This is a genomic window from Streptomyces sp. R818 (genome assembly GCF_056172735.1).
In genome coordinates this window covers 109,771-122,197 of sequence record NZ_JAOCNE010000004.1, presented here as the reverse complement: position 1 = coordinate 122,197, position 12,427 = coordinate 109,771, and the positions used below count along the sequence as shown (strand labels likewise).

The window sequence follows — 12,427 nt, the reverse complement described above, 5'->3', positions numbered from 1 at the left end:
CCGCGCGATGAGTGAACTGCGGTACGTCTACGCGGTGTGCGGCGCTCTCGGAGCCCCGTTGGCGGCGGACCTGTCCGGCGTCGGCGGGGCCGCGCCGCGCCTGATCGGGCACGCCGGTCTCACCGCCGTGGTGAGCCATGTGCCGGCCGAGGAGTTCTCCGAGGCAGCGCTGCGGCGCAACCTGGAGAACCTCGACTGGCTCGCGGACACCGCCCGCGCCCACCAGTCGGTCATCGCGGCGCTCGCCTCGGTGACCAGTCCGCTGCCGCTGCGCCTCGCGACGGTGTTCCGCGACGACAGCGGCGTCCGCGCCATGCTGGAGGCGGAGCAGGAGCGGTTCCGTACGTCGCTCGCGCGCATCCGGGACCGGGTCGAGTGGGGCGTGAAGGTCTTCGTCGAGGACCAGCCGAAGGAGACCGCCGCGCCCGCCGCCGACACCGCGTCCGCCCGCCGTGAGCGGATGTCCGCGCAGGCGCTCGGCGCCGGTTCCGGCCGCGACTACCTGCGCCGCCGCCGCGCCGAGCGCGAGGGCCGCGACCAGATCTGGCGGAAGGCGGAGACCTTCGCCCAGGAGCTGCACGACCGGCTCACGGAGCGCAGCGCGGAGACACGTGTGCACCCGCCCCAGAACCCGGAGCTCGCCAAGAGCTCGGGGCGCAATGTCCTCAACGGCGCCTATCTCGTGGCCCGTTCGGACTCGGAGGCGTTCGTGGAGCTCGTCGACGCGACCAAGGACGGGCAGCCGGGCCTGCGCGTCGAACTGACCGGGCCCTGGGCCGCGTACTCCTTCTCCACACCGCCCGAGGAGCGCGAGGACCCGGCGGAGCCCACGATCGGGGGTGCGTCATGACCGTCATCGAACGCCGCGAGGTCGCCCTCGTGGACCTGCTCGACCGGCTGCTCGCCGGGGGAGTGGTCCTCGCGGGCGACGTCACGCTGCGCATCGCCGACGTCGATCTGGTGCGCATCGACCTGAACGCACTGATCAGCTCGGTGAACGAGAACGTACCTTCCCCGTTCGAGGACATGCTGTGAGCACGTACGACGACAGCCCCGCGCCCGCCGAGCCGGCCGACAAGCCGGTGGAGAAGGCGCGCGGGCGCATCCAGATCGAGCCCGACACGGTGGAACGGGACCTGATGAAACTGGTCCTGACCATCGTGGAGCTGCTGCGGCAGCTCATGGAGCGGCAGGCGCTGCGCCGCTTCGACACCGGGGACCTCTCCGAGGAGCAGGAGGACCGCATCGGCCTTACGTTGATGCTGCTCGAGGACCGGATGGAGGAGCTGCGCGAGCGCTACGACCTGAAGCCCGAGGACCTCAACATCGACCTCGGACCGCTGGGGCCCCTGCTGCCCCGCTGACACGCTGACACGCTGAGGAGGCCGGATGTCGGTGGATCTGCTGGGTTTCCTCGGCGTGGTCATGGTGGCGTACCTCGTACCGGGGCCGGACTTCCTCGTGGTCGTGCGGTGCGCCGCCGAGAACTCCGCCAAGGGGCGGGCGGCGGCGCTCGGCGCGCAGAGCGGGCTGTGCGTGCACATGGGCGCCGCGATCGTCGGACTCTCGGTGATCGCGGCGCGCTCGGCCGTCGTCTTCCAGACCATCAAGCTGCTCGGCGCGGCCTATCTGATCTATCTGGGGGTGCGCGCGGTACGGACGGCACGACGGGGCGCCCGGCGCGCCGGGCCCGCGGACAGCGCAGACCGCGCAAATGACGCGGACCGTACCGACCACACCGTCCGCCCGCGGCGTTCCGGTCGGCTGCGCTCCGGCTTCGCCGAGGGCTTCCTGACCAATGTGCTCAACCCGAAGGCGGCGCTCTTCTTCCTCAGCGTCCTGCCGCAGTTCGTGCACGGCGGGGGTTCGACGACCCGGCAGATCCTGTTCCTCGGCACCGTGGACATCGCCGTCGGCCTCGTCTACTGGTGCGTCCTGGTGGCGCTCGCCGCGCGACTGCGCGCGCTGCTCGCCCGCCCCGCGGTCCGCCGCCGCTGGGAGCTGCTGACGGGCTGGCTGTTCATCGCCATCGGCGGAGGCGTCGCGGCATCGTCCTGACCAGCGGGGATCAGCCCCGGCCGGACTGTCTTCATGTCACCCGAACGGCGTGCGTGTTCGCGGGCGAAGTGGTTACCCGCAGTGCATGGGCAAGCGAACTGATCTCGGTGACGAGCATGACGAGCACAGCGGCGCGAACACGGGCGCGGAGGGCTTCGGCCCGTCCGAGCAGGTCGAGCGGCAAGCCCCAGACACCCCCACCGACCTGCCCAAACGGTCCTGGATGGCGGTGCTCAAGGGCAGCCTGCGCGAGTTCAAGGACGACGAGCTGACCGACAGGGCCGCCGCGCTGACCTACTACGGGGTCCTCGCGCTGTTCCCCGCGCTCCTCGTCCTCGTCTCCCTCCTGGGCATCGCGGGCAAGTCCACCACCGACAAGGTGCTCGACAACCTGCGGCAGCTGGCGCCCGGCTCGGTGCGGGACATCATCACGGACGCGGTGCAGCAGTTGCAGGGCAACGCGGGCACGGGTTCGCTCGTCGCCATCATCAGCCTGCTCCTGGCGGTGTGGTCGGCGTCCGGCTACGTGGCCGCGTTCATCCGCTCCGCCAACGCCGTCTACGACATGCCCGAGGGCCGCCCCATTTGGAAGGTCCTGCCCGTACGCGTGGGCGTGACCGTGGTCCTCATGATCCTGGCCGTGGCCAGCGCCCTGATCGTGGTCTTCACCGGCGGTGTGGCACGGCAGGCGGGCGACATGCTGGGCATCGGCGACACCGCGCTCACGGTGTGGTCGATCGCCAAGTGGCCGGTCCTGGTGATCCTCGTCACGATCATGATCGCGATCCTCTACTGGGCCACCCCGAACGCCAAGGTCAAGGGGTTCCGGTGGATCACGCCGGGCAGTGTGCTCGCCCTGGTGGTCTGGCTGGTCGCCTCCGCCGCGTTCGCCTTCTACGTCGCGAACTTCGCCTCGTACAACAAGACCTACGGGACGATGGCGGGCGTCATCGTCTTCCTGATCTGGCTGTGGGTCACCAACCTGGCCATCCTGCTCGGCCTGGAGTTCGACGCGGAGACCGCACGGCAGCGGGCCGTCGCGGGCGGCCATCCGCCGGAGGCGGAGCCGTACGTCGAGCCGAGGGACACACGCGCGTGGGACGAGCAGGACAAGCGCCGGATGGACGAGGTCTGACCCACGCCGGCGGGCCCCCTGGTGGCGCTTGGTCAGTCCACCTCGACCCCGTAGTCCCGCAACAGCTCCTCCAGGCCGCCGGGGTAGCCCTTGCCGCCCAGGACGAAGTCCCAGTCGCCGCTCTGCCGACGGCGGAACGAGCCGAGGACGAGGGCCGTCTCGCCCGGGCGGCCGTCGGAGACATCGAGTTCGCCGAGCTCGGTCAGGTGCGGGTCGAGGAGGCGGATGCGGGCGTCGGAGAACCCGGCGAGGTCGGCGTGCGGGTCGACCGCCGGGTCGACGGCCGCGACGAGGACGAAGCGGTCGGCGGCGGCCGGGAGGCTGTCGAAGGAGACCCGGACGGCGGCCTTGTCGCGCCCGGCCGGCTCCACCTCCTGGACCGAGCCGTCCGGGGTGCGGGGGTTGTTGTAGAAGACGAAGTGGTCGTCGCTGAGGACGCGGCTGCCGCTGCAGACGAGGGCGCAGATGTCCAGGGCCACCGGCCCCGACCAGGACATCCCCAGGACGTTGTAGTCCGCGGGCAGCTGTGCCGGGTCCGGCGCCGCGGCCGTGGGCGGGGCCGGGGGAGCGGCGTCCCGCGGGCCGAGGCGGCCGCGCAGGCCGTGCCGGTGCAGCAGGTCGACGAGCTCCTCGCCGGAGATCAGCTCCAGCGGCTTGCCGTTGGCGAAGGTGTGCGAGCCGGGCCCGAACCTCGACGTCGTCACGAGGACGCCCTTGTTGGCCCCGGCGTCCTGCACGGTCCCGAACAGATCGCGCACGGCGGTGGGCGGCACCGTATTGCGGTACCGCTTCACCTGGACGACGATCTTGCCGCCGCGGATCGGGGCGGGGTCGAGCGCGTCGACGTCCACACCCCCGTCGTTCGACCGCTGCGTGGTGACCGCCTGCATGCCCATGGCCCGGAACAGCTCCGCGACAAGTGACTCGAAGGCGACCGGGTCCATCGTGTACAGGTCGGGCTCGGCGTCCCCGCCGTGGCTGACCACCCGAGCGCCGACCTCGTCCGGCCGGCGCGCGGGCCGGACAGCGGTCAACTGGTCGGGCCGGGCCGAGAGTTGACCGCGCAGTCCGTCCGCCAGACAGCTCACCGGGTCCACCTGCGCGAGATGCAGGCCTTCGAACGCCGCCCGCGTGGCCATCACCGTCGCGAGCACGATCTGCCCGGGACGGCCGGTCACCGGGTCGTGATCGTCGACGAACCCGTTCAGCGCGACCGAGTCCAGGGCGCCGAGGCCGTCGGCGGCGAACAGGTCGTGCAGCGCGAGGAGCACGCACTGCGCGACGACCTCCCGGTACAGCGCCCGCCGCTGGCCCACCGGGCGCGGGCTCTCCTTGTCCTGGTCGAGGGAGGCGACGTACCGCACCGCTTTCGCCTCCGGGACGACCGCGTACCCGGGCAGCTCCCAGTCCAGGACCAGCTGCCCCGCCGCCGCGTCGTAGGCCGCCGCGACCCGGCGCGGGAACCCGTCCGGCCAGGCGGTGGAGGAGTAGAGCGCGGCCGAGAAGTACTCGACGACGGCCTCGGGCGCACGGCGGCGGACGCCCTCGACGACCGCCGCGACGCCCGCGTTGTGCTGCCGCACCTCGGCCCGCCGGGCCCCCGCCCACGCGTCGTACTGGCCGCGGTACGCCGCGAGATCCTGCCTGCGCCGGGCCTCGGCCGCCTGGGCGACGCGCAGGTCCTGTTCGTAGCGTGCCTGCGCCTCGGCCTGCGCCTGCGCCCGGCGGTTCGCCGTCCACCCGCTCTGCGCCTGGTAGCGGGCGGGTCCGGCATCGGCACGGGATGGGCGAGAGAGCCCGGCGCGAACGGCTCGACGTCCTCGGCGCGCAGCAGCGACTCGGCGCGGAACGCGGGCGCCAGGCACCCGGCCGCGAGCAGCCCCCGCAACGAGGACACCCGCGCCTCGAGCTCCTCCGTACGCCGGTGGGCCTCCGCCTGCCGGTACTCGCGGTGGCTCTGCGCGATCCGGCGCTGATGGGCGCGCGCCTGCTGCGCCTCCAGCCTGCGCGCCCTGGCCTCGGCCTCGGACTGGCGCTGCTGCTGCCGTTGCATCTCGGCCCAGACGCCGACGACACCGGTGGAGCGACGACTCATGAAAGAAAGAACCTCCCCCGCGCACACCACCGTCGACGGACCCGGGCTGCCCCCACAGCCGGACGGTGACCTCTTGACCTTAACCGGCGAACCCGGCCGCGCACATCCACTCGTCGCGAACAACCTGCCTCGGCCGCACGGTCCTTGGCGGGTGTGCCGCGCCCGCACCGGTGATCACCCCCACGTACCCTCGACCCGTGCCCGCACCTCGCTCCCCCCGCCTCCACCGCGTCGCCGTCCTCGTCAGCGAAGGGGCCAAACCGCTCGACGTCGGCATTCCGGCGCAGGTGTTCACCAAGCGGGCCAGCATGCCCTACGAGGTCCGGGTGTGCGGGGCCGCGCGGGGCCCCGTGACCGGCGGGGACGGACTCTCGTACGTCGTGGAGCACGGGCTGGAGGCGCTCGCCTGGGCCGACGTCGTCTTCGTGCCGGGGTACCGGTTCCCGGACCGGGACGATCCTCCCGCGGCCGTCGTCGACGCGCTGGGCGGCGCGCACGAGCGGGGCGCGCGGCTCGCCGCCATCTCCACCGGGGCCTTCACGCTCGCCGCGACCGGGCTGCTCGACGGACGCCGGGCCACCACGCACTGGCACTACACGAAAGCGCTCGCGGCGAAACACCCGCGGGTGCGGGTCGACGAGAACGTGCTCTTCGTCGACGAGGGCTCCGTACTGACCTCCGCCGGCGCGGCCTCCGGCATCGACCTGTGCCTGCACATCCTGCGCGGCGACCTCGGTGTGGCCGCCGCCAACCATGCCGCCCGGCGCCTCGTCGCGGCCCCCTACCGCAGCGGCGGCCAGGCCCAGTACGTGCCGCGCAGCGTGCCCGAGCCGCTCGGCGAACGGTTCGCCGCCACCCGTGAATGGGCGCTGCGCAGGCTCGGCGAACCGCTCACCCTGGAGGCGCTCGCCGACCACGCGGCCGTGTCGCCGCGCACCTTCTCGCGCCGCTTCGTCGACGACACCGGCTACACGCCCATGCAGTGGGTGATGCGGGCCCGCGTCGACGTCGCCCGGGAACTGCTCGAACGCTCGCAGCGCGGCGTCGAGCAGATCGCCGCCGACGTCGGTCTCGGCACCGGCGCCAACCTGCGCCTGCACTTCCAGCGCATCCTCGGGACCACCCCGAGCGAGTACCGCCGTACCTTCGCCCGGGGTGAGTGAGGCGCTGGCGAGATCCTTGCGGACCATGGCGATCGTGCCGCTGTCAGCGGCGCCCGCCGCGCGCGAGCCTTGAGGTCAAGGAACGGCAGGGAGAGAAGGGACCTCACCTCATGACGCGTATCGCCGTCAACGGATTCGGCCGCATCGGACGCAACGTGCTGCGCGCACTGCTCGAACGGGACAGCACCCTCGAGGTCGTCGCCGTCAACGACCTCACCGAGCCCGCCGCCCTCGCGCGGCTGCTCGCCTTCGACTCGACGGCCGGGCGTCTCGGCCGTCCTGTGAGCGTCGACGGCGACACCCTCGTGGTCGACGGCCACCGCATCAAGGTGCTCGCCGAGCGGGAGCCCGCCCAGCTGCCGTGGGCCGACCTGGACGTGGACCTCGTCCTGGAGTCGACCGGCCGCTTCACCTCGGCCAAGGCCGCCCGCGCCCACCTCGACGCGGGCGCGCGCAAGGTGCTGGTCTCCGCGCCCTCCGACGGCGCCGACGTCACGCTCGCCTACGGCGTCAACACCGACGCGTACGACCCGGAGCTGCACACCGTCGTCTCGAACGCCTCCTGCACGACCAACGCGCTCGCCCCGCTCGCCGCCGTCCTCGACGAACTCGCGGGCATCGAGCACGGGTTCATGACGACGGTGCACGCCTATACCCAGGAGCAGAACCTCCAGGACGGCCCGCACCGCGACGCCCGCCGGGCCCGCGCCGCCGCCGTCAACATCGCGCCGACGACCACGGGCGCCGCCAAGGCGATCGGCCGCGTCCTGCCGAACCTCGACGGAAAGCTGTCCGGCGACTCGATCCGCGTCCCGGTCCCCGTCGGCTCGATCGTCGAACTGAACACGACGGTCGCGCGGGACGTGACGCGCGAGGACGTGCTCGCCGCCTACCGGACCGCCGCGCAGGGGCAGTTGGCCGGAATTCTCGAGTACTCGGAGGACGCGCTCGTCTCCTCCGACATCACGGGCAACCCCGCGTCGGCCGTCTTCGACTCCGAGCTGACCCGTGTCGACGGCCGCCACATCAAGGTCGTCGCCTGGTACGACAACGAGTGGGGCTTCTCGAACCGGGTCATCGACACGCTCGAACTCCTGGCCCGTGACTAAGGGTTGACGGGACGTGGAGTTGTCGTGGAGTCCTTGTGCTGTCGTCTGTTTGTGCGAGCGGATTGCGGCAAACCGCAGACCATGGCTACTCAACGAGACAACGACAGCGCCAACGACAACAGCACCCAGAGCGGCGCGCAGAGCAAGGCGAAGACGGCTGCCAAGACGGCCACGAAGGCCGCGACCGGCACCGCCTCGAAGGCGGAGTCCGCGGGCGCCAAGGCCGGCCGCGCCGCCGAATCGGCGGGCTCCGGCACCGCGCGCGCCGCGACCGGCGCGGGCCAGGCCGCCGGCCGCGCCGCCCTGACCACTGGCGCCGCCCTGAACACGGCGCGCGAGGGCGTGACGACGGCGGCCACACAGGTCGCCTCCGTCGCCACCACGGCGTGGACGGTCCTGAAGAACCGCAAGCTGATCGCGGCGGGCGCCACCGCCGGGGCGACCGCCCTGACCGTGGCCTCCTACGCGGCGGGCCGCCGCGCGGAGCGCAGCAACCAGGGCCCGCTGACCCGGCTCACCGGAGGCCGTGTCTGACGGCGGCCCCTCCGATGGCCTCCACCTGGGACGCACACCCCGTGGTCCGTACGGACGCGGGTGACGCCGCCCCGCCCGGTCAGCGGGCAGGTGCGGCGCGGCACGAGCTTCGGGGCGCCGTCGCGGGCGAACGGCCGCGTCATGACGAGCACGTCACGCGCGCCGGTCGCCAGATCCCTCACCCCGCCCACCGCGGGGTTCGCGTCGGGCGCCCCGATGCCGGTCCGCCGGTGGTCAGCGGCGGCCGGTCGAGAGGTGCGGCCGGCCCGGGGCCAGCCTGATGCGGGCGTGCCCGCGCTCCGGGCCCGCGCCGCCCGCAGGCCACAACCGCACCGCCAGCAGCGCCGCGCCCAGCGTCACCGCCCCCAGGACGAGTACCGCCCACGCCGGCCCGGCCGTCGCGCCGACGACCCCGGCCAGCGGATACGTGAGCAGCCAGCACGCGTGCGACAGGGAGAACTGCGCGGCGAACGCCGCCGTGCGCTCCCGCTCGGGCGCCGCCCGCCGCACCAGACGCCCGGTCGGCGTCGACACCATCGACCCGGCGGCGCCGAACGCGCACCAGAGCACCAGCAGCGCGGGCAGCCGCGAGCCCCCGCCGCCCGACACCGTGAGCGCGCCGAGCGCCGCGAACAGGGCGGCCAGCAGCAGCGCCCCGCGCAGCATCACCGTACGGTCGTCGACCCGGTCCAGGACCCGGGGCAGCGCGAGAGCGACAAGCATCGACCCGGCCCCGTAGGCGCCGAGCGCCACGGGAACCGTAGCCTCTGACCGGCCGAGGAACTCCCGTACGTAGACGATGGAGTTGACCGTCACCATGGCGCTCGCGGCGGCCACGGCGAGGTTCAGCGCGAGCAGCGACCGCAGCGCGGGGACCGTCAGGAACAGCCGGACACCAGCAGTCACGCGCCGCCTCCCGGAGGAGGACGAGAACGGGGCCGGGGCGGGCGCGGCGCGCGGCAGAGCGACGGAGAGGACCAGCGCGGCGGAGCCGACGAACCCCGCCATGGTGCCGAGGAAGAGCCGGTTGTACGTGACCACGGTGAGCAGCGCGGCGGCGAGCACGGGGCTGAGCAGGCTTTCCAGGTCGTACGCGAGCCGCGCCATCGACAGCGCCCGCGTATGGGCACGGGCGTCCGGCAGCACCTCGGGGACGACGGCCTGGAACGCGGGGGTGAACACGGCCGACGCCGACTGCAGCACGAACACCAACGCGTACACCTGCCCCACCTGGTCCACGAACGGCAGCGCCGCCGCGACCCCGGCCCGCACCAGATCCGCGCCCACGAGCAGCGCCCGCCGGGGCAGCCGGTCGGCGAACGCCCCGACGACCGGGGCCACCGCGACGTACGCCGTCATCTTGATCGCCAGCGCGGTCCCGAGGACGGCCCCCGCGTCGGCCCCCGCCAGGTCGTACGCGAGCAGCCCGAGCGCGACTGTGGCCAGCCCCGTCCCGACGAGGGAGACGACCTGCGCGGCGAAGAGTCGGCGGTAGACGCGATGACGCAGAACAGCGAACATGCGGCGGCCTCATCCGGACGAAGGGGAAGCGGGCGCCCCTCAGACTACGCGCACATGTGCGCACCCATGCACATGTCTCGCGTACCCGTGCCGCAGTCCGTCGCCTACGCTGGCCCCATGCCTCCCCGCGACCCTCTCCCCGCCGCGCCGGGCGCCCACCTGCGGGAGCCGGACGGCGCCCGGCTCGCCGAGGCGACGCGGGTGTTCGCCCTGCTGTCGGACGCCACCCGGCTCCACCTGTTGTGGCTGCTCGCGATCGAGGAGTCGGACGTCGGCTCGCTGGCCGAGCGGGTCACGGCGTCCCGCACGGCGGTCAGCCAGCACCTGGCGAAACTGCGCCTCGCGGGCCTGGTCGAGGCGCGCAGGGACGGCCGGCACATGCACTACCGCCTCACCGACGGACACCTGCGCCGCCTGGTGACGGAGTCCCTCAGCCACGCGGACCACCGGGTGAGCGGAGCGGCCCCGCACGACTGACGACACCCTCGGCGGTCGATGCCGGCGTTCCGTGTCAGCGCCCGATGCCGACGCTCGATGTCAGTGTTCGTTGCCGCGCCTGCGCAGGTGGAACCAGGCCACGCCGACCGCGCCCGCGATCAGCGCACCGCCTCCCACGACGAGCGCCGGATCGGTGCCGCCCGCGCCGCCGCCGACGCCCGCCTTCACACCGTGGTCCACGCCGGTGGAGGAATGGCCGTCACCGGTGGCGATGGTGAGGGTCGTCGTGCCCTTTTCGCCGTCGCAGTCGAAAGTGACGTCGTATTGGGCACCGGGCTTCGCGTCCGGATAGACCTGCGCGGTGGCGGAGTGCCCCTCGTTGAGTTCGGTGTCGTCGAAAATCGGCGCCGTCACGCGCACCGTGGGGACTTCGCATTCCGTGGAGCTCAGGGTGACCGTGCCGCCCGGCGCGACCGTGCTCGGCGAAACGGTGAAACCGAAGGACGTGACGTTCGGCTCCGTGCCTACGCCGTCTCCTCCCTCGTCCGCCACGGCGACGGGTGTGAACAGGCCGATCACGGCGAGCGACACGACTGCGGACAACAGGGGGCGCATGCGGTCCTCCGGGGGAATGGGGGTCCCCTCCGACGCTAGGCGCGGAGTTCCGTCCCGACCATTCCGTGGGGCCGAACGAGGGACAGTTCAAGAGGAATGCGACGGGCATTCGCCGGGGTGCGCGTGTTGCTGTCGCGGGCGGACTTCCCGATTTGCATATGTTTTGTGCGCGCCAACAGGCACCCTCGACTTCGGCAATTCCGGCAATCACCGCACGAGAACAGCGAGTTGATTCACATGAACCGCATGAACCGCATGAACCGCATGAAATACGCGTCCGCGGCCGGCCTCTCCGCCCTGGCGGTGCTGTCCGCCCCCGCCGCCGCGGCGGTCTCCGCCCCGCCGGCCTCGGCGGTCCAGACCGCGCGCCCGTCGATCAGCGCGAAGGCGACCGTCGCCAGCGTACGGGCCTGGCAGCAGTTCCGGGTCTACGGCGCCACCCAGCACCTGCGCGCGGGCACCCGCGTGACGTTGCAGCAGATGCAGGGCAAGCGCTGGGTGTCGCTGCCCATCACCATGACCACCAACCGCAACGGCGCCTACAACCTGCGCGTCAAGCTCGGCCTGATCGGGCAGAACTCGCTCCGCATCGTCGGCGGCGGCGCCACCTCCCCGGTCGTGAAGGTCAACGTCCACCGCTGAGGCTCCGCCGCCTCCGCAGACGCATGCGGACGAGCAAGGGCGCGCAGCACAGTACGAGCAGCGCGCCCGCCGCGCCGAGGTGCCGGGTGAGCCCCGGCCCCGCGTCGGACGGCCGCGGCGTCGCGGAGGGCGCGGCGGCGGCTACCGCCGATGCCGTCAACTCGCTCTTGCCGTCCGTGTGTTGCGGCCCCGCCCCGTGCGCGTGACGCAGCGGCGCGGCGGCGAAACCCCAGTCGAGCAGGGTCCGGCTCTCCTCGTAGACCGCGTTGAACGGACCCTGCTGCGGATTCATCACCGTCACCAGGATCGTGCGGCCCTCGCGGCTGGCGGCGCTCACCAGCGTGCACCCGGCCCGCGACGTGTAACCGTTCTTGACACCGATGAGCCCCGCGTAGGGCGTCACCCCGTGCGAACCGACGAGAAGCCGGTTGGTGTTCTGGATGCCGAACGCCTTCGGGCCGCCGGACGCCGGGAAGTCCGCCCACTTGGTACCCATGTAGCGCCGGAAGTCGGGGTTCTTGAACCCCTCCTTGGCGATCAGCGCCAGGTCGTGCGCGGACGAGTACTGCCCCGGCGTGTCGAAGCCGTCCGGCGAACGCACCTGCGTGTCGCGGGCCCCGATCCTGCGCGCGGCGTCCTGCATCTCGGCCAGCGTGCGCGCCACCCCGCCGTTCATGTGCGCGAGGGTGTGCACGGCGTCGTTGCCCGAGCTGAGGAACACCCCGCGCCACAGGTCGGCGACGGTGTACCGCCTGCCCTCGTCGACCCCGACCAGGCTGCTGCCCGCCGCGACATCGGCCAGATCCGTGTACGTGGCCCGGTGCACGGCGTCCTGGCGCAGCTTCGGCAGGAGCGCCACCGCGAACAGCGTCTTGAGCGTGCTCGCGGGCGGCAGCCGGCGGTGCGGCGCCTTCGCGGCGAGCACCTCGCCCGAGTCGGCGTCCATGACCTCCCAGGACAGCGCGGACAGCGACGGCACGGCGGGCGGCGCCGGAGCGGGGGCGTGGGCCGGTGCGGGCCCGGCGACCGCGCCGACGGTGACCGCCGCGAGCAGCGCGGACGTCGCAAAGCCGAGGATTTTCGCCATGCCGGAAACGTAGAAGCGTGACCGCCGCGT

The 12,427-nt window shown here is 72.9% G+C and carries 13 protein-coding genes and 1 pseudogene; 10 read left to right on the top strand and 4 right to left on the bottom strand.

Annotated features, from left to right (window positions below):
• The first annotated feature begins 7 nt into the window (after positions 1–7).
• The 5 genes from N5I75_RS13440 to N5I75_RS13420 all read left to right on the top strand — a co-directional run bounded on the left by N5I75_RS13440 (position 8) and on the right by N5I75_RS13420 (position 3,193).
• The gene (locus N5I75_RS13440) at positions 8–850 is read left to right on the top strand and encodes a GvpL/GvpF family gas vesicle protein (protein WP_476677211.1); all 843 of its coding nucleotides are present in this window, start codon (positions 8–10) and stop codon (positions 848–850) included.
• A complete protein-coding gene (locus N5I75_RS13435; protein WP_324768917.1) occupies positions 847–1,035 on the top strand; it encodes a gas vesicle protein in 189 nt (62 codons plus the stop codon). The genes N5I75_RS13440 and N5I75_RS13435 overlap by 4 nt, the downstream gene beginning before the upstream one ends.
• A gap of 47 nt (positions 1,036–1,082) precedes the next feature.
• A complete protein-coding gene (locus N5I75_RS13430; protein WP_476677878.1) occupies positions 1,083–1,364 on the top strand; it encodes a gas vesicle protein K in 282 nt (93 codons plus the stop codon).
• Positions 1,365–1,389: 25 nt separating this feature from the next.
• The gene (locus N5I75_RS13425) at positions 1,390–2,058 is read left to right on the top strand and encodes a LysE family translocator (protein WP_476677208.1); all 669 of its coding nucleotides are present in this window, start codon (positions 1,390–1,392) and stop codon (positions 2,056–2,058) included.
• A gap of 85 nt (positions 2,059–2,143) precedes the next feature.
• The gene (locus N5I75_RS13420; RefSeq protein ID WP_476677206.1) at positions 2,144–3,193 is read left to right on the top strand and encodes a YihY/virulence factor BrkB family protein; all 1,050 of its coding nucleotides are present in this window, start codon (positions 2,144–2,146) and stop codon (positions 3,191–3,193) included.
• Positions 3,194–3,225: 32 nt separating this feature from the next.
• Here N5I75_RS13420 and N5I75_RS13415 read toward each other — a convergent pair.
• Positions 3,226–5,288: pseudogene (locus tag N5I75_RS13415) on the bottom strand (restriction endonuclease).
• Between the two features lie 197 nt (positions 5,289–5,485).
• On the opposite strand from N5I75_RS13415, the gene N5I75_RS13410 reads away from it, so the two are divergent.
• The 3 genes from N5I75_RS13410 (at position 5,486) to N5I75_RS13400 (ending at position 8,094) form a co-directional block, all read left to right on the top strand.
• Entirely contained in the window at positions 5,486–6,451 is a 966-nt protein-coding gene (locus N5I75_RS13410; protein WP_476677204.1) for a GlxA family transcriptional regulator, read from the top strand.
• Between the two features lie 110 nt (positions 6,452–6,561).
• Positions 6,562–7,560 carry a type I glyceraldehyde-3-phosphate dehydrogenase gene (gene gap / locus N5I75_RS13405; protein WP_476677203.1) on the top strand — a complete coding sequence of 333 codons (999 nt, stop codon included), beginning with the start codon at positions 6,562–6,564 and terminating at the stop codon, positions 7,558–7,560.
• Between the two features lie 81 nt (positions 7,561–7,641).
• On the top strand, positions 7,642–8,094 hold the full coding sequence (locus tag N5I75_RS13400) for a hypothetical protein (RefSeq protein WP_476677201.1): 453 nt from the start codon (positions 7,642–7,644) through the stop codon (positions 8,092–8,094).
• Between the two features lie 234 nt (positions 8,095–8,328).
• Here the strand turns inward: N5I75_RS13400 and N5I75_RS13395 are convergent, their stop codons facing one another.
• Positions 8,329–9,615 carry an MFS transporter gene (locus tag N5I75_RS13395; RefSeq protein WP_476677200.1) on the bottom strand — a complete coding sequence of 429 codons (1,287 nt, stop codon included), beginning with the start codon at positions 9,613–9,615 and terminating at the stop codon, positions 8,329–8,331.
• 117 nt (positions 9,616–9,732) lie between these two features.
• Between N5I75_RS13395 and N5I75_RS13390 the strand changes: the two genes are divergently transcribed.
• Complete coding sequence (locus N5I75_RS13390) at positions 9,733–10,092, top strand: ArsR/SmtB family transcription factor (protein WP_476677198.1); 360 nt, start codon at positions 9,733–9,735, stop codon at positions 10,090–10,092.
• A 60-nt stretch (positions 10,093–10,152) separates the two neighbouring features.
• Here the strand turns inward: N5I75_RS13390 and N5I75_RS13385 are convergent, their stop codons facing one another.
• Positions 10,153–10,644: a hypothetical protein gene (locus N5I75_RS13385; RefSeq protein WP_476677196.1), complete on the bottom strand. Its 492-nt coding sequence runs from the start codon at positions 10,642–10,644 to the stop codon at positions 10,153–10,155.
• Positions 10,645–10,914: 270 nt separating this feature from the next.
• Here N5I75_RS13385 and N5I75_RS13380 point away from each other — a divergent pair, with 270 nt between their 5' ends.
• Positions 10,915–11,310: a hypothetical protein gene (locus N5I75_RS13380; protein WP_476677195.1), complete on the top strand. Its 396-nt coding sequence runs from the start codon at positions 10,915–10,917 to the stop codon at positions 11,308–11,310.
• Here N5I75_RS13380 and N5I75_RS13375 read toward each other — a convergent pair.
• Complete coding sequence (locus tag N5I75_RS13375) at positions 11,294–12,397, bottom strand: D-alanyl-D-alanine carboxypeptidase family protein (RefSeq protein WP_476677193.1); 1,104 nt, start codon at positions 12,395–12,397, stop codon at positions 11,294–11,296. The genes N5I75_RS13380 and N5I75_RS13375 overlap by 17 nt on opposite strands.
• Positions 12,398–12,427 lie beyond the last annotated feature (30 nt).